18 protein-coding genes and 1 tRNA gene are annotated in these 16,586 nt (G+C 65.7%); 6 read left to right on the top strand and 13 right to left on the bottom strand.

The window, feature by feature from the left end:
* Position 1: 1 nt before the first annotated feature.
* From AC5ZFO_RS35680 to AC5ZFO_RS35635, 10 genes are all read right to left on the bottom strand, one after another.
* Positions 2 to 979, bottom strand: coding sequence for an aldo/keto reductase (locus tag AC5ZFO_RS35680; protein WP_282525076.1), 978 nt, complete (start codon positions 977 to 979; stop codon positions 2 to 4).
* A 102-nt stretch (positions 980 to 1,081) separates the two neighbouring features.
* Entirely contained in the window at positions 1,082 to 2,014 is a 933-nt protein-coding gene (locus tag AC5ZFO_RS35675; protein ID WP_282525075.1) for a sugar-binding protein, read from the bottom strand.
* A gap of 94 nt (positions 2,015 to 2,108) precedes the next feature.
* Positions 2,109 to 3,191, bottom strand: coding sequence for an ABC transporter permease (locus AC5ZFO_RS35670; RefSeq protein ID WP_282525074.1), 1,083 nt, complete (start codon positions 3,189 to 3,191; stop codon positions 2,109 to 2,111).
* Positions 3,191 to 3,949: an ATP-binding cassette domain-containing protein gene (locus tag AC5ZFO_RS35665; RefSeq protein WP_014491326.1), complete on the bottom strand. Its 759-nt coding sequence runs from the start codon at positions 3,947 to 3,949 to the stop codon at positions 3,191 to 3,193. Before AC5ZFO_RS35665 ends, AC5ZFO_RS35670 begins: the two co-directional genes overlap by 1 nt.
* 12 nt (positions 3,950 to 3,961) lie before the next feature.
* Positions 3,962 to 5,284, bottom strand: coding sequence for a xylose isomerase (xylA, locus tag AC5ZFO_RS35660; RefSeq protein WP_282525073.1), 1,323 nt, complete (start codon positions 5,282 to 5,284; stop codon positions 3,962 to 3,964).
* The gene (gene xylB / locus AC5ZFO_RS35655) at positions 5,281 to 6,738 is read right to left on the bottom strand and encodes a xylulokinase (protein WP_282525072.1); all 1,458 of its coding nucleotides are present in this window, start codon (positions 6,736 to 6,738) and stop codon (positions 5,281 to 5,283) included. Before xylB ends, xylA begins: the two co-directional genes overlap by 4 nt.
* A gap of 82 nt (positions 6,739 to 6,820) precedes the next feature.
* On the bottom strand, positions 6,821 to 7,864 hold the full coding sequence (locus AC5ZFO_RS35650) for a LacI family DNA-binding transcriptional regulator (protein WP_282525071.1): 1,044 nt from the start codon (positions 7,862 to 7,864) through the stop codon (positions 6,821 to 6,823).
* 88 nt (positions 7,865 to 7,952) lie between these two features.
* A complete protein-coding gene (locus tag AC5ZFO_RS35645; RefSeq protein ID WP_282525096.1) occupies positions 7,953 to 8,417 on the bottom strand; it encodes a GNAT family N-acetyltransferase in 465 nt (154 codons plus the stop codon).
* Between the two features lie 2 nt (positions 8,418 to 8,419).
* Positions 8,420 to 8,932: a GNAT family N-acetyltransferase gene (locus AC5ZFO_RS35640; RefSeq protein WP_282525070.1), complete on the bottom strand. Its 513-nt coding sequence runs from the start codon at positions 8,930 to 8,932 to the stop codon at positions 8,420 to 8,422.
* On the bottom strand, positions 8,932 to 9,513 hold the full coding sequence (locus AC5ZFO_RS35635; protein WP_028160282.1) for a helix-turn-helix domain-containing protein: 582 nt from the start codon (positions 9,511 to 9,513) through the stop codon (positions 8,932 to 8,934). Before AC5ZFO_RS35635 ends, AC5ZFO_RS35640 begins: the two co-directional genes overlap by 1 nt.
* 286 nt (positions 9,514 to 9,799) lie before the next feature.
* Between AC5ZFO_RS35635 and AC5ZFO_RS35630 the strand changes: the two genes are divergently transcribed.
* Positions 9,800 to 10,504, top strand: a complete 705-nt coding sequence (locus tag AC5ZFO_RS35630) for a pYEATS domain-containing protein (RefSeq protein WP_282525069.1) — start codon at positions 9,800 to 9,802, stop codon at positions 10,502 to 10,504.
* Between the two features lie 66 nt (positions 10,505 to 10,570).
* Here AC5ZFO_RS35630 and AC5ZFO_RS35625 read toward each other — a convergent pair.
* Positions 10,571 to 10,644 (bottom strand) — tRNA-Gly (locus AC5ZFO_RS35625).
* Positions 10,645 to 10,815: 171 nt separating this feature from the next.
* Between AC5ZFO_RS35625 and AC5ZFO_RS35620 the strand changes: the two genes are divergently transcribed.
* The 5 genes from AC5ZFO_RS35620 to AC5ZFO_RS35600 all read left to right on the top strand — a co-directional run bounded on the left by AC5ZFO_RS35620 (position 10,816) and on the right by AC5ZFO_RS35600 (position 13,871).
* Positions 10,816 to 11,394 (top strand): methylated-DNA--[protein]-cysteine S-methyltransferase, encoded by a 579-nt coding sequence (locus tag AC5ZFO_RS35620; RefSeq protein ID WP_496123245.1) that lies wholly within the window; start codon positions 10,816 to 10,818, stop codon positions 11,392 to 11,394.
* A 96-nt stretch (positions 11,395 to 11,490) separates the two neighbouring features.
* On the top strand, positions 11,491 to 12,330 hold the full coding sequence (locus tag AC5ZFO_RS35615) for a helix-turn-helix transcriptional regulator (protein WP_282525067.1): 840 nt from the start codon (positions 11,491 to 11,493) through the stop codon (positions 12,328 to 12,330).
* A 55-nt stretch (positions 12,331 to 12,385) separates the two neighbouring features.
* The gene (locus tag AC5ZFO_RS35610; RefSeq protein ID WP_282525066.1) at positions 12,386 to 12,745 is read left to right on the top strand and encodes a VOC family protein; all 360 of its coding nucleotides are present in this window, start codon (positions 12,386 to 12,388) and stop codon (positions 12,743 to 12,745) included.
* Positions 12,746 to 12,883: 138 nt separating this feature from the next.
* Complete coding sequence (locus tag AC5ZFO_RS35605; protein WP_282525095.1) at positions 12,884 to 13,285, top strand: SRPBCC family protein; 402 nt, start codon at positions 12,884 to 12,886, stop codon at positions 13,283 to 13,285.
* Positions 13,286 to 13,385: 100 nt separating this feature from the next.
* Complete coding sequence (locus AC5ZFO_RS35600) at positions 13,386 to 13,871, top strand: hypothetical protein (RefSeq protein WP_282525065.1); 486 nt, start codon at positions 13,386 to 13,388, stop codon at positions 13,869 to 13,871.
* Here AC5ZFO_RS35600 and AC5ZFO_RS35595 read toward each other — a convergent pair.
* Positions 13,868 to 15,310 (bottom strand): MATE family efflux transporter, encoded by a 1,443-nt coding sequence (locus AC5ZFO_RS35595; RefSeq protein ID WP_496123244.1) that lies wholly within the window; start codon positions 15,308 to 15,310, stop codon positions 13,868 to 13,870. The two genes, AC5ZFO_RS35600 and AC5ZFO_RS35595, sit on opposite strands and share 4 nt — an antisense overlap.
* A 162-nt stretch (positions 15,311 to 15,472) precedes the next feature.
* Entirely contained in the window at positions 15,473 to 16,525 is a 1,053-nt protein-coding gene (locus AC5ZFO_RS35590; protein WP_282525063.1) for a hypothetical protein, read from the bottom strand.
* Positions 16,526 to 16,586: the final 61 nt, after the last annotated feature.

Below are 16,586 nucleotides of genomic sequence, written 5' to 3'. Positions count from 1 at the left end.
CTCACGCTCCGCCCGGCAACGGCGCGCGTGCGTCGACGAATTTGCGCGTGCGCAGCTCCTGCCAGAAGGCTTGTGGCACCGCCTTCTCCGACATTGCGATGTTGTCGGAAACTTCCGCGGCGTTGCGCGCGCCCAGCACGGCAATTGTGACCGCCGGATGGGCCATGCAGAACTGGAGCGCGGCGGCCTTCAGCTCGGTCCCGTGCTTGCGGCACAGCTCGTCGAGCTCGAGCGCACGCGCGATCAGCCCGGCGTCGGCGTCCTGATAGTTGAACTTCGCGCCAGAATGCGGATTGGCCAGAATGCCGCTGTTGTAGATGCCGCCGAGCAGGATGCCGATGTTCTTCTCGCGGCAGACCGGAAGCAGCGCATCCAGCGCGCCCTGGTCGAGCAGCGTGTAGCGGCCGGCGAGCAGGAAGCAGTCGACCGGAACGGCTTCCGCAAAACGGAGCAGCATTTCCGACTGGTTCATGCCGGCACCGATCGCCTTGACCGTGCCGTCGGCGCGCAGGCGCTGGAGTGCGCGGAAGGCGCCGGCCACGGCGTCGTCATAGTGATCGTCGGGATCATGCACGAGCAGCACATCGATGCGGTCGAGCCCAAGGCGCGTCAGGCTCTCCTCCACCGAACGCATCACGCCGTCATAGGAGAAATCGAACACCGGCCGCTCGCGCGACGTGCCCTTGTAGTGCTCGTCCTCGGCGGCCGCGCCATCAGGCGCGCGCAGCAGACGACCGACCTTGGTCGAGATGACGTAGGAGTCGCGCGGCTGCTGCCGCAGGAAAGCGCCGAGCCGCCGTTCGGCGAGGCCAAAGCCGTAGAGCGGCGCGGTGTCGTAGAAGCGGATGCCGGCCGACCAGGCACGCTCGATCGTGGCGAGCGCATCGGCGTCGCTGACGGCGGTGAACAATCCGCCGAGCGGGGCCGAACCGAGACCGATTGAGGTGACGTCGAGAGAGCCGAGCCGCGACCGTTTCATTCCCATTGCTTTCCAAAGTCTTCCAACGGTCCAAATCATCTCTCCCGCTTGCGGAAACCGCAAGCGGGAGAGGCTCGCAGGAGCACGGGGCTGGCGACGCTCCTACTTCAACATCTGCGCAACGTTGTCCTTGGTCACGAGATCGAGGCCGGTATAGACGATCTCGGGCACCTTCTCGCCCTTCTTGATGGCGAGCAGCGTGTCCATCGCCTTCTCACCCATCTCGAACGGACGCTGGCCGACCAGGGCATTGGCATAGCCGTCGCGCAGCAGCTCGAGCTGCATCTTCAGCGTATCGGCGACGACCAGCGTGAACTTGCCGGAGTCGATGTCCTTCTTATTCCTGGAGGCGAAGGCCTTGAAGCCTTCGGGGGCGAACATCGGCCAGCCGCCGATGGGAACGATCGCGGCGAGGTCGGGTGTTGCGGTGCGCATATCCGTCATCTGCTGGACCGCCAGCGCCGGATCGTCGTTACAGAAGGTCGGCGAGCCCGCGACCTCGGTCCATTTCGAGCCCTTCAGCGCCTCGCGGACGCCGTCGACGCGCTCGGCGAGATTCTTGGCGCCCGGACCGCCCGAGACCATCGCGTATTTGCCGCCATCGGGCCGCAGCTTCAAGAGCTCCTTGCCGAGCGCGACGCCGAACTCCTTGTTGTTGGTGCCGATATAGGCGATCCGCTTGGAGCCAGGCGCATCGGCATCGAAAGTGATGACGGGGATGCCGGCCGCGGTCGCCGCCTCGATCGACTTGGTCATGGCCGCAACGTCGGCGACCGAGATGGCGAGGCCGTCGACCTTCTGGGTAACGAAGTCCTGGATGATCTGCGCCTGCGTCGCCGGCTCATGCTCCACCGGCCCCTTGTAGATGCACTCGATGTTGCCAAGCTCCTTGGCACGCTTCAGGCAGCCGTCGCGCGCGAAATCGAAGAACGGATTGTTCATCGCCTTGGGCACGATCACGAAACGGTAGTTCGCGGCAAACGCCGGCGTCGCCATTATCGCGACCGCGATGCCGGCAAGAAGAAGTTTCCTCATTGTTTCCTCCACCCTTCTCTGGCGCCCATCCTCTTAAGATCGTCCGGGGAGCGGACAGGCGACATTTTCGTTGCCCTCCCGGAACGACGTCATTTCAGGTCATCCGCGAGCGGATGCGGTCGACCAGCACCGCCAGGATGATGATCACGCCGACCAGCGTCTGCTGCCAGTAGGAGCTGACCTGTGCCAGCACGAGGCCGTTGCGGATCACTTCCAGCAGCACGCAGCCGACGATGGCCCCCAACGGACCGCCGATGCCGCCGGCGAGGTTGGCACCGCCGATGACGGCCGCCGCGATCACGTTGAGCTCGTAGGACGTCGCCATGTTAGCGGGCGCCGAGCCGAGCCAGCCGGAGATGATGATGCCCTGCAGCCCTGCGGCTAGCGCGCAGATCACATAGACCTCGATCTTCACCCGCACGACCGGTATGCCCGTGAGTTCGGCGGCCTTCTCGTTGCCCCCGAGCGCGAACACGTGGCGGCCGAACGAGCTGTGGTGCAGGACCACGGCCATCGCCAGCGCGAGGATCACGAGATAGATGAAGGGCACGGGCACGCCGAGCACGTCGCCCGAGGTGAGCGCGTAGAAGTAATCAGCATCCGGCCCGCCCGGAAAACTGCCGCGGCCGTTGGAGACGACATAGCCGAGCCCGCGCACGATCGAGAGCATGCCGAGCGTGGTGACGAAAGGCGACAGGCCGAGCACGGCGATACAGAAGCCGTTGACGAGGCCCGCGATCAGCGCGACGCCGAGCCCCGCGAGGATCGAGATCAGGAGGATCAGACCGGGCACGTTGGCGAGCACGGTCTTGCCGTCAGCGGCCATATGCACGAACAGCGAGCCTGCGGGCGAGCCGGGCGCCGACAGCTCCGTCATGACCATCGAGGTGATCATGGCGGAGAAGCACATCATCGAGCCGACCGACAGATCGATGCCGCCGGTGATGATCACGAAGGTGACGCCGAGGGTGGCGATGGCGATGAAGGAGAAATTCTTCGCCACATTCTGCATGTTGCCTTCGGTGAAGAAATAGGGGCTGGCGAAATGCATCACCACCAGCAGCATCGCCAGCGCGAGCAGGACATAGCCCGTCTGGGAGGCGAAGATGCCGCGCTGCCACCATTTGATCCGGCCGACATTGGTGAAGCTGATCGGAGATTCCAAGGGCATGGCCATCACGCAGCCTCCTTCGCGCCGGTGATCAGGGCGGTGACTTCCTCGGGCGACGTCTGGTGGATCGGCTTGTCCGCCCGCTTCTCGCCGCGGCGCATGACGATCACGCGGTCGCACACCGCGAACACGTCGGGCATGCGGTGCGAGATCAGCATGACGGCGACGCCCTGCTCCTTCAGCCGATGGATCAGGCCGAGCACCTGCTCGACCTGGCGCACCGAGATCGCGGCGGTCGGCTCGTCCATCATGACCAGCCGCGCGTTGGAGAGCCGCGTCCGCGCGATCGCAACCGCCTGGCGCTGGCCGCCAGACATCTGCTTGACGAGATCGTCGGGGCGCGTCTCCGAGCGCAATTCGCCGAACAGCTCCAGCGCACGCGCCGCCATCGCCTTGTGGTCGAGCAATGCGAGCGGGCCGAACCTGCGCTTCAGCTCGCGGCCGAGGAAGACGTTGGCAGCAGCCGTCAGATTGTCGGCGAGCGCGAGGTCCTGGTAGACGACCTCGATGCCGACGCCGCGGGCATCGACGGGCCGGTTGAAATGGACGGCGTTGCCGGCAAAGCGGATCTCGCCATGGCTGGGACGGAAATTGCCGGCGATGATCTTGACCAGCGTGGACTTGCCCGCGCCGTTGTCGCCCATCAGGCCAACGACCTCGCCGGGCTGGACCTGCAGGTCGACGCCGTGCAGCGCGCGGATTGCGCCGAACTCCTTGCCGATGCCGGTCAGCTCGAGGACCGGTGTCGCTTCAGCCTTTGTCATCAGCGGCCTTCCTCAAACGTAGCGATTGACCAGGGATTCCAGATATTCCTGCCGCCCCGAGCGCGGCCGCGGGTCGAAGCCGGGGCTGAGCGCACGGTCGGCAAGTTCGGCGAGCGAGCGCTGGCCGCCGAGAATGGCCCGGCCCTCGGGCCCCGCCCATCCCCCGTAGCGCTGCGCGAGCGGTGCGGTGAGGGCGCCGGCATCGAGCATGTCGGCGGCGGCGAGGAACGCGCGCGCGCAGGCATCCATCGAGCCGACATGGGCATGGATCAGATCGTCGGGGTCGATCGACTGCCGCCTGATCTTGGCGTCGAAATTGAGCCCGCCCGAGGTGAAGCCGCCGCGATTCAGGATCTCGTGGAACACCAGAGCCAGCTCCGGCACGTTCATCGCGAACTGGTCGGTGTCCCAGCCGAGCAGATCATCGCCGCGATTGACGTCGAGCGAGCCGAAGATGCCGAGCGCCTCGGCGAGCGCGACCTCGTGATGGAAGGAGTGGCCGGCAAGAATGGCGTGGTTCTGCTCGATGTTGAGCTTGACGTCGTTCAGGAGATCGTAGCGTTCCAGGAAGCCGTAGCAGGTGGCGACGTCGAAATCATATTGATGCTTGGTCGGCTCTTTCGGCTTCGGCTCGATCAGGATCGGGCCCTTGAAGCCGATCTTGTGCTTGTGCTCGACGACCAGCGAGATGAAGCGGCCGAGCTGGTCGAGCTCGCGCTTGAGATCGGTGTTGAGCAGCGTCTCGTAGCCCTCGCGGCCGCCCCACAGCACATAGTTCTGGCCGCCGAGTCGGTGCGTCACCTCCAGCGCGGCGCGGACCTGGCCGGCGGCATAGGTGAAGATCTCGGGGTCGGGATTGGTCGCGGCACCCGCCATGTAGCGGCGATGCGTGAACAAATTGGCGGTGCCCCAGAGCAAGCGGACTTTTGCGGAGGCCATCTTCGCTTCGAACAGATCGGCGATCGCGTTGAGATTGGCGACGGACTCGCTGAGCGAAGTGCCTTCCGGCGCCGCATCGACGTCATGGAAGGTGAAGAAGGGCACGTCCAGCAGGCGGAACAGCTCGAAGGCGACATCGGCCTTGGCGCGTGCCTGCGCCATGGCATCAGCACCTTGATGCCAGGGGCGCAGAAAGGTCTCGCCGCCGAACGGATCGCCGCCCGGCCAGCAAAACGAATGCCAGTAGCAGACCGCGAAGCGCAGATGATCCTCGAGCCTGCGGCCATGGACGAGCCGGTCCTTGTCGTACCAGCGGAAGGCGGGCGTGTTTCCCGCATCCTTGCCGCCGAAGGCGACAGGGGCGCTTGCATCGAAGAATTTCGCTGATGCGTTCACTTAAGGCTCTCCTTCAACGCAGGATAAAGTTCGCGCCACCGCCGATAGGCCTCGTCATAGGCCGCTGTGACGGATGCGCGGGGCGCAAAGCTCGCGAGCCGCCGCGGGCGCTTGCACACGTCCGCGGGATCTTCGCCGGTGGCGGCGAGCCGGCCGAGCCGTGCGGCGCCGAGCGCCGCCCCGACCTCGCCTTCCTCGACGCGGTGGACGGGAATGCCGAGCACATCGGCGCAGATCTGCGCCCACAGCGGCGAGCGCGAGCCGCCGCCGACGAGATCGACCTCCGCGATCGGCCCGCTGGCCGCGCTCAGCGCCGCCAGGTTGTCGCGCGCGGCGAAGGCGACGCCTTCCAGCACGGCCTGCACGATCTGGCTGCGCCCGGTCGCACCGCGCAAGCCGACGAACGCGCCGCTGGCGGCGGCATCGTTGTGCGGCGTGCGCTCGCCGTCGAGATAGGGCAGGAATTTTATCGAACTCGGTCCGTCGACACGCTCGCCGAGCGGCGCCAGGAGCGCGGCGGCCGGCGTCTCCATCACGCCCGCGAGCCAGGCCAGCGAAGCCGCGGCCGACAGCATCACGCCCATCTGATGCCAGAGGCCGGGCAGCGCATGGCAGAACGCATGCACGGCCGAAGCCGGCGCCGGTGCAAACCGGTCGGTGACGCGGAACACCACGCCGGAGGTGCCGAGCGACAGGAACGCATCACCCGGTGCGATCGCGCCGAGCCCGATGGCGCTCGCGGCATTGTCGCCGGCACCGCCGGCGATCACGACATCATTGGCCATGCCCCAGCGCCGCGCGAATTCCGGCGCGAGCACTGCACTGACCTCGCTGCCCTCGACGAGGCGGGGCATGTGGTGGAGATCGAGCCCGACGGCGTGCAGCAGCAGCGCCGACCAGCGGCGCAGACCGACATCGAGCCACAGCGTGCCGGCGGCGTCGGACATGTCCTCGACCATCTCGCCGGTGAGGCGATAACGCACATAGGCCTTTGGCAGCAGCACCTTTGCCACGCGCTCGAAGATTTGCGGCTCGTGCCGCGCGACCCAGAGTAACTTTGGCGCGGTGAAGCCGGGCATTGCCAGATTGCCGGCGATCGTGTGCAGCGACGGGCAGCGCCGCTCGAGCGCGACGCATTCGGCATGCGAGCGGCCGTCGTTCCACAGAATAGCGGGGCGCAGCGGCCGTCCATCCTCGTCCAGCAGCGTCGCGCCATGCATCTGGCCGGACAGCCCGATGCCGCGCACCTGCGCGACCTCGCGCGGATGGCGGGCGGCGAGATCGTCGACCGCGCCAACCGCCGCATCGACCCAGGCGTCGGGATCCTGCTCGGACCACAGCGGCGCGGGATGCAACAGCGCAAGCTCGCGCGCGGCCGTCGCGACAATCGCGCCGGTTTCGCTCACGAGCACCGCTTTCACACCGGATGTGCCGATGTCGATACCGAGATACACGCCGTCCTCCCTTTCGCCTGATGCGGTGCGCGATCTCAGAGTCGCCCTTTCCGCAACGGACCGTTTTGAAATCCACCCGCCCCTAAGGCAAATTGTCCCGCATCACGATGTCGATCCTGATCTTCTCCTGTTCGCGCAAAATCGGCTCGCCGCGCGCAAGCGCGAGCAGCACGCGCACGGCGGCGCGCGCTTCATGCCCGGGGTTCTGCGAGATCGCGGCATCCATCACGCCCTGCAACAGCAGCCGGCGCGTCAGTGCGGTGACGTCGTGTCCGACGAACACCACCTGCTTGCCGCGGCCGGCATCGCTCAACGCTTTGGCGACGCCTTGCGTGCCGGCGCCGACGTTATAAAGGCCGACAATGTCAGCATGCCTGCCGAGCAGCCGCGCCAGAACCTGTTCCGAACGGCCGTCTTCGTCGCGCCCCTCCAGCACCGGCAGCACGCTGAGATCGGGGAATTCCGACGCCATCACCTGGCTGAAGCCGAAGATGCGTTCGGAATGGTCGCGCAGGCCCTGCGAGCCCGCGACGATCGCGACCTTGCCGGACCGTTGGCCGACCAGCCGACCGACCAGTGCGCCGGCGGTGCGTCCCGCCGCAATGTTGTCGATGCCGACATAATGGTGGCGACGCGAGGACGGCACGTCCGAGACCAGCGTCACGACCCTGGTCCCGGCGTCGACGAGATCGTTGATCGCGGCGCGGACCCCGGGATGGTCCAGCGCCACCACGGCGACGCCGTCGTAATCGCCAGACAGCGTCTCCAGCGAGGCCGCGAGCACGGACGGGTCGAACACGTCAGTGGCGACCATCTCGACGCCGAGGCGGCGGGCTGAGAGCCAGGCCGACATCTCGCCGAGATAGGCCTCGATCTGCTGCATGAAGGGGTTCGGCCCCGCCGGCATGACAAAGGCAAAGCGGCGGGCACGGCTGCGGGCGAGCTCGGCGGCCGCGACATGCGGCTGGAAGGCGTTGCGCTCGATCGCCGCCTTGACGCGCCGGACCGTATCGGGCCGCACGCCCGGGCGGTTGTGCAGGACGCGGTCGACCGTCGCGAGGCTGACGCCCGCCTCGCGGGCGATGTCCTTCAACGTCAGCGCGGTCGCGGTGAGAGTATCGGCCATGGCTGAAGGTTATCGAGGTGTTTTGAGGTACGCAACTCATTTTGAGACGCACGGCGATGTTTTCGGGCCGAGGTTGCTCCGCGCGGCCTCAGTCGCCCGTCAGGTCGCGCGTCAGGAACAGGCTATTGGGATCCTCGGCATAGCCCTCGAACGGGCCGCAGAGCACAAAACCGTGCGCCTGGTAGAGCGCATGCGCGGGCTTGAAATAATCCCACGAGCCGGTCTCGAGGCTGAGCCGCTTCAAGCCGCGCGCGCGGGCCTCAGTCACGATGTGGCGCAGCATCCGGCCGCCGAAGCCGCGCCTCCGCGTCGTTTGCAGCGTGTGCATCGACTTCACCTCGCCATGGTCGGCCGAGAGCATCTTCAGCGCGCCGGTGGCGACCAGCGTCTCGCCGTCCCAGCCGGTCCAGAACGCAACGTCGCTCGCACGGAGCCCCGCGAGATCGAGCGCATGGGCGCTGCCCGGCGCGGTCTGCGCCCGCGCAGCCGTGACGTGATGGTCGAGCAGCGCAATGACGCGCGGATCAAAGGTATCGCCGGTGCGCACCTGCATCGTCACGGCCTCACCTCACTGGAAAGCCGCTTCTGCATGAGGACCATATCGAGCCAGCGGCCAAACTTGCAGCCGACCTCAGGCATACGGCCAACCTCGGCAAAGCCGAACGACGCGTGCAGCCCGGTCGAGGCGGAATTCGAGGCCTCGATCGCGGCGACCATCGTGTGCTTGTTGAGCGCAGTGGCGCGCTCGATCAGCGCGGCCATCAGGCTGCGGCCGACACCGAGCCGATGATGTTGCTCGCCGACATAGACCGAATTCTCCACGGTGTGGCGATAACCGGGCCAGGGGCGGAAATCGCCGAATGATGCGAAGCCGACGACGTCCCTGCCCTTCATCGCGACCAGCACGGGATAGCCGGCCGCTTGCCGTGCGCACATCCACTCGCGCCGCGAAGCCAGATCAGCCGGTCCGTCGGTCCACACCGCCGTGGTGTTGATCGCGGCGTAATTGTAGATGGCCAAAATATCTTCGGCATCCTCCAGCGTGGCGTCCCGCACGATCAGCGGCATCACATTTTCCCGTACGATGTGCCGCGCCGCGTGATGATGACGTAACGCGCATCCTGTTTGGTTTCGTTCTCGAAGGTCACCGCCCGCATCACGTCGAAATCGAGACAATCGCCATCGCGCAAGCGCACCGTCTTGGCGTCGATATGTACGCAGACCGCGCCCTCCAGCATCAGCAGCTGCTGGGTGAACGCGTTGCGGCCCCAGGGGCTGTAGGAGACGCGCGCTCCGGCCGGCAGATCGACGACGATGATCTCGATGCCGCTTGCCGCATCCGGCGGCGAAGCGTGCCGCCGCCGATAGCCGCTGTCGGGATCGCGCCAAAGCGGCTGGTCGGCAAGCCGCATCAGCCGCTCCGGTGGCTTCTCCGCGAGCGCGACGACGTCACTGAGGGTGACGTCGAGCGCCGCGCAGAGCTTGTTGAGCAGCGCAGCGGTGGCGCTGCTCTGCGCCCGCTCCACCCGCCCGATCATGGCCCGGCTGACACCGGAGCGCGTCGCGAGTTCGTTCAACGTCATGCCCGCCTGCGTCCTCAACGTCTTCAAGCGACGACCGATCGCACGGTCGAGTTTCTGCTGGTCCATGGTTGCTGGTCCTGGCCGTCATCCGAACATTGCCCGACGCAAGGACCGCATCCGCGGGGCAAGAAGAGCTTAGGCCGGGGAAGCGGTGTGTGCCGGGAGCGAAGGGCTAATATATTGGAATCTTTGGAGGCCAAACATCGCAATGAGGCCCGTGCTTAATTCGACAACCAAGGCGGGTACAATCCAACGTCGATTGCATTTGAGAAGCAGCAGGGTAGAGTTTCCTGATTGCCAGTTCTATCGGGCCATTCGGATTCAGGCTCGAGATCTATTAGCGGGTGTAGCCATGCCCACCAATTCGGACGCCATCGTCAGTGCAGGGCTTTGGATAATCGCGATCGTGTGTCTCGCGCTTGGCATTCTCAATATGTTCGGCGCCATCAAGATCACCGCCGACGAGAGCACGAAGTTTCTGCTGGGACTCGCGGTCGTAATCGGGGTCGTCCTGATCTTCCGAGACCGCTTGACCAAAGTCGTTCTCCCCGGGGGGATTACGGCGGAGATCTCAGCGGTCAAAAGAAGCGTTCAAGATGTTGCCGCAGCAACGGAGGAGCTGAAATCCAGACAAACAGAAATTGCGGCCCCGAAGATGGCAATCCTGGCTCCGTCCGTAACAACCAGGCACGCTCCACAAATGCCGATTGAAGACCCGGAGGACAAGAACAAAGGCCAGTTCGGCAGAGAGGCAGCCAAGAATGGCCTACGCCTGTCGGCTACCGTCCAACCTTCCGACGTGCGGCCGGGATGGTTCAGGATTGATCTTGCAGTTACGGGCCTCGACCGAAAATTGGTCGATCCGGTCGCGTTTCATCTGCACGAAACGTTCAACCCCGCGGTGCAGCCGGTCAATCCGATCAACGATCAAGCTCGGCTCACAGTACTGGCGTGGGGTGCTTTTACGGTCGGGGCGATTGCCGACCATGGCAACACGCTGCTGGAGCTTGACCTCTCGGCAGACACGACCTTCCCGAAAGCCTTTCGAGAGGCATGATCTCAAGGTCGGCGGCGCAATGGGTGAGCTGGCTTGCTGCCGTAAGACGCCCATCGGCAAAAAAATTGGAGCGGGCGAAGGGAATCGAACCCTCGTATGCAGCTTGGGAAGCTGCCGTTCTACCATTGAACTACGCCCGCGAATGCGCGTCTCACGCCAACCCTGATTAGCCGAGACGGCGTCCCTCGCCAAGCGCTTTGGCGCGGTCAGCCGGACGGATGTTAACGTCCTGGCAAGATTTTGGGTGCGCCGGATTGTGGCGGTGTTATGATCACGCGTCTGGGGAGACGTGCACTGAGTGGGGCGTGTGCATGGTGGGGCGTGGCTACGCGATATTCAACACGGCCATAGGGCGCTGCGGCATCATCTGGAGCAGCACCGGTGTGGTTGCCGTGCAATTGCCGGAGGCGCGGGAGATCGACACCCGCCGCCGGATTTTCGCGGTCCATCCCGAGGCGCGCGAGCAGCAGCCTCCGCTGAATGCCGAGCTTGCGATCGAGGGCATCGTGGGCCTTCTGCAGGGCGGCGACCCTGATTTTTCCGAGGTCAGCCTGGACGCCGGCGGCGTGCCCGGCTTCCACCGGCGCGTTTATGAAGCCGCCTGCGCCATTCCGCGCGGGGAGACGCGCACCTATCACGAGATCGCCAAGGCGCTGGGCGCCTCCGGCGCCGCGCATTCGGTGGCGCAGGCGATCGCCAAAAATCCCTACATGCTGATCGTGCCCTGCCACCGGGTGCTGGAGGCCGGCAATTACGCCGACCGGCTCTCGCCTTACGGCGGGGTGATCTCCAAGCGGCGGCTGCTGGCGCTCGAGGGCGCGCATCCGGTCGCGAGCAAGACGCTGTTCGAGGTGCTGCTGCCCGTTGCCCCACCGAGGCCCTCCAGCTAAGGCGCGATCTCGATCGCACTTTAGCTCCGTTTTTTTAGGCATGATCTTGTTGGACAACCGCTACACACTTGTCCGGATCATGCCTAGATAGGTGGCATGGACGCGACCACGCTGCTGACCACGCAATCGATCATCGTCTCCGAGTTTCGCTGCGATGCGGGACCGGACGACAAACCGTTCGCGGAGTGCCGCACCGGCCATTCCATTGCCTATGTCCGCTCCGGCAGCTTCGGCTGCCAGTGCCGCGCCGGCTTCTTCGAGCTGGTGGCGGGCTCGATGCTGGTCGGCGCTCCCCGCGAGGAATACACTTGCACGCATGAGCATGTCAGCGGCGACGTCTGCCTGGGCTTCTTCTTCAGCGAAGACATGGTCAATGCCCTCGGGGGACGGCGCGAGATCTGGCAGGTCGGCGCGACACCGCCGCTGCCCGAGCTGATGGTGCTGGGCGAACTCGCCCAGACGGCCGCAGATGGCAACAGCGACCTCGGTCTCGACGAGGTCGGTCAAATTCTGGCCGGCCGCTTCGTCGATGTCGTCTCGGGCAAGGCGCGGAAGCCGGCCACGCCCACCGCACGCGACCGCCGCCGCGCGGTCGAAGCGGCGCTGTGGATCGACGCCAACTCGCATGCCGAGGTCGATCTCGAACAGGCGGCGCGGCAGGCGGGCCTCAGCCCGTTCCATTTCCTGCGGCTGTTCTCGGCCGTGCTCGGCGTCACCCCGCATCAATATCTGGTGCGCTCGCGGCTACGCCACGCGGCGCGGCTGCTGACAGATGATGACATCGCGGTCACCGACGTCGCCTATGACGTCGGCTTCGGCGATCTCTCCAATTTCGTCCGCACCTTCCATCGCGCCGCCGGCGTGTCGCCGACGAAGTTCCGGCAGGCATCGAAGGGCGAGCGCAAGATTCTCCAAGAGCGCGCGACCCTCAACTGAATAGGGTCGTCTCCGGCGCGCGCCAGTTGCGGCGCGCTTTGCAATGGAGACGATCATGTACGACCATATCGGACTGCGTGTTGCCGACCTCGACGCCGCCACGCGCTTCTACACCGCGGTGCTGGCCCCGCTCGGCTACGCCCTGTGCTCCAGCGGCGACGGCTATGGGGGCTTCGGGCCGAAGGGCGAGCCGGCGCTCTGGTTGCACCTGAACAAGGGACGCAAGGCCGACGGCGCGCATATCGCCTTCCGCGCCAAGGACCATGACGCGGTCAAGGCATTCCACAGCGAGGGCCTGAAGAGCGGCGGCCGCGACAATGGCGGCGCCGGCCCGCGCAAGGACTATAGCCCGACCTACTACGCGGCGTTCCTGATTGATCCCGATGGCAACAACATCGAGGCGGTTTGTGTGTGAGCTCTCTCCTCCGTCATTGCGAGGAGCTCTTGCGACGAAGCAATCCAGATTGTCTCTGCGGAAACATCTCTGGATTGCTTCGCTACGCTCGCAATGACGGTGTTTGTGGTGACGACTTTCCCAATCAAGGACACCTTCATGGCCTCCATCCACAACGACATTTCCCTCCCCGTTCCCGCCCGCGACGTCTGGGACGCCGTACGAGATTTCGGAGCGCTGCCTCAGCGGCTGGCGCCGGGCTTCGTCACCGCCTGCACGCTCGACGGCGATGCACGCATCGTCACCTTCGCCAATGGATCAGTGGCACGCGAGGTGCTGGTCGATTGCGACGATGCGCGGCAGCGGCTGGTCTACGCCATCAACAACGAGCGGCTGAGGCATTACAGCGCCTCGGTGCAGGTGATCGCCGAGGGCGAGACGAGCTGCCGCCTTGTCTGGATCATCGACATGCTGCCGAACGAGCTTGCGGCTTACGTCCAGGGGCAGACCAGGGACGCCGTCGCCGCGATACACCGGGCGTTCCCGGCCGTGGCGGCGTGATCTTTCTCACAGAGCCCTGCCCTCGCCGGCCCTAACGATGGCCGCGTGCGTCCGGTTGGCTCCGCTCTCCCGGCGGAGCCACGCACGCGAGGAGCAGGCCATGAGAGGTGCGGATAAAGTGATCTGCCAGGCAGCCGCCGTGCTGCTGCTGTTTTCGATCTCGAGCGCGCCGGCAAAGGCGCAGTTCCTCGGCGGCGGAGGCGCCGGCGGCGAGGACATGATGACCCAGATGGCGCCGATGCTGGAGATGATGAAGGCGAAGATGGGCAAGCGCCGCTTCGCCATGCTGATGCAGACCATGGGTCCGATGATGAGCCGCATGATGGACAATGGCGGCGGCGGGCTCGGCAGCATGATGGGCGGCGGCGGCAATTTCGGCGGTGGCTTCGGCGCGCCCAACTACGGCGGCTACACGCCGATGGGCGGTGGCGGCTACATGCCGACCGGAGTGAGCGGCATGGGTGGCGGCGACATCATGGGCATGCTCGGCGGCACCAGTGGCGGCGACATGATGGCGATGATTCCGCAATTGATGCGGCTCGCCAATGTCGGCGGTGGCGGCCATCGCCGCCACAGGCACCGTTAGTCGGCAGCCGAAAGAGCCGGCCTGATCGCAGGCTTGTTCTCGCGCGGCCCCCAGCGTGTCAGCACCACGCTGGAGCACGAGAGCAGGCCGAGCACGACCATCGAGCTGGCGGCCAGCCAGAAGAAGCTCTGCGCGGTGGCGTCGTGCGTCGACAGCCACCAGCCGATCGCCGCGATGTAGATCAGGCGCGCGGTCTGCGCCAGCACCGGACCGATCACCTTCGCCGCGCCCTGCGACGAGAAATACATCGTCGAGGCGAGCCCGATGAAGGCGTAGAATGGTGCCACCGTCGACAGATATTGATGGCTGGTCGCGCGCACGGTGGCGCTGTCGGTGAAGATGTTGACCCAGAGATCTGGGAACAGCGCGACGAGGCACGCCGGCGCGCCGACGGCGACGAACGCGCTCGCACCGGCGATCCAGGCGATGCGCCGGGCGCGCGCGATGCGCACCGCGCCGATCGCCATGCCGATCATCGGCACCGAGGCGATGCCGAACGAGAACGCGATCGAGGTCAGCAAAAATTCCAGCCGCGCGCCGATGCCGTAGCCGGCGAGGATCGCAGTGCCGAACTTTGCCAGCATGTGGGTGAAGATCGAGATCGTCAGCACCGATTGCAGCGGCGAGAAGCAGGCGATGGCGCCGACCTTGAGGATGTCGAAGAACATCGCCCATTGGACCCGCAGCCCGCGCAGTTTCGGTACGATTCGGGCGCGGCCGGAGAACAGGTACCAGCCCATCACACAGATGTTCATGGAATAGGCGATCAGCGAGCCGGCCGCGACGCCGCGCATGCCGAACTGCGGCACGGGCCCGAGCCCGAGGCCCAGCGTGCCGCCAAGCACGACCTGCATGACCGCGGAATTCAGCATCAACAGCGAGGGCAGCTTCATGTTGCCGGTGCCGCGCAACACGCCGGCCATGGTGTTGAGCAGCCACGGCAGCACGGCCCCGCCAAAAAACACCTGTGTGTAGGCGATCGCATGCGTCAGCACATCCCCGCGTCCGCCGAGCATTTCCAGAACGCGCGGCCCGAAGATCAGCATACCCAGCATGAAGACGAGGCCGAAGGTGATGCCGATCAGCAGTGCATGTGCGGCGAGCGTGCCGGCGCGCTCGCGGTCGCCTGCGCCGAGCGCCCGCGCAATGGCCGACGCCACGGCGCCGCCCATGGCCCCGCCGGACATCGTCATGGTCAGGATCACTGTCGGAAACACCAGCGCCATTGCGGCTAGCGCCTCGACGCCGAGCCGACCGATATAGGAGGTCTCCGCGATCACCACACAGGTGCCGGCCGACAGCGCGACCACGTTCGGCCAGGCGAGGCCGAGCAGCGTGCGCAGAATCGGCCCGTCCATCAGCGCGCTTCGTACCGGCCGCGGAGGCGGCGGCAACGGACGCTCTTGTTCATCGACCGGGATTTCGGCGATGTCGGACATGTCCTCTCCCGGGCGCAGGCCATTCGCGGCGCGGCAATGCGTAGGTGTGCCAATAAATTTCTTCGCGCGGAAGGCGCGGCGACAGGCTTAGCACGGCATTTGCCGATTCCTCCTGCGCCGGATGCAGGCGTGCCCTGCGGCAGCGCATTTCAAGTGGTGGAATTACTCAATGGTCCACACCAGCGGCGGCCGACCGCCCGCTGTCGGGCGCAGGTGCACGCCGATGTGCCGCCCGCATCCGGCAGCGAGCCCCTCGAACAACCCTTCCAGCACCTTGGTGCAGGCGCGATGATAGTCGGCGACGTCATCCATCAGCTTCCAGCTCTGCTGACGAAATTCAAACGTGCCTTCCGATGCCGTCGTCTCGGCAGAGTCATCCTGCGCGGCAAACAGCGCATTCAGGAACGCTGCGAACTCGCTGGCGCCGCCGCGGCTCATTGCGAGCGCCGCTGCAACCTCGTCGAAATACTGCATCCCGATCAGCTTGCCCGTGAGATGCAGGAGATAGCCGGCGTCTTCCGGGCCGAACAATTGCACCATGACGGGCGCGGCGGTGCGCACATATTCCATCGCGTAGTTGCGGTAGGCTTTTTCCAGCCGCGGCTTCGGCCAGCTCGCGACGGGCAAGGCAGGCGCGGTCTTAGCGTCGAACAATGGCGCTTCCAGATGGCGCGCGAACACCAGGCGCTGGTCCACCTCGAGCGGGTGGTCGTACTGATGATAATAGCCTTCGAGCCCGTCCTGACCGTCGACGCTTTGCTTGGTGCAGACGAAGCCGAGCCTGAGATCGCCGAGCGCGACGCCATTGTTGGCGTGCCAGCCGCGCAGCATCGCGCGCGAGACCTCACCCGGCACGCCACAGATCGCGGTACCCTTCCAGATCCAGCGCGGCGGCGGATAGCGGATCCAGGCTTTGCAGTCGCTCTCATACATGTACTCGACATGCACGCCGCCGATCCAGTTGGAGAGATAGTGATATTGCGCGGCGGCCACCGCCGGCGGCAGATGACTGAGACCGAGCTTCTCGAGCCCCGGCAGGAAGCGCTCCTGCTGCTGGCGGCGAAACACGCGGAAGACGAATTCGGCAGCATCCGCCGTACCGCGCCGCGTGACGACGGTGAGGATGAGGCCGGTGAAGTAGGCGTGATAGAGGTCGGCGACCGCGCGCCAGCGCTTCCATTGCGCTTCTTGTGCTGCGTCTGATGCGGCGGTCATGTTCGCTCCCGATCGTTGTTTTGCGGGAGTGTGTCATCGCGGATGGGGTGACGCAACACGC

Source organism: Bradyrhizobium sp. Unk1 (assembly GCF_059512345.1).
The sequence above is the reverse complement of the archived record's forward strand: the minus strand, read 5'-3'. Positions and strand labels throughout refer to the sequence as shown.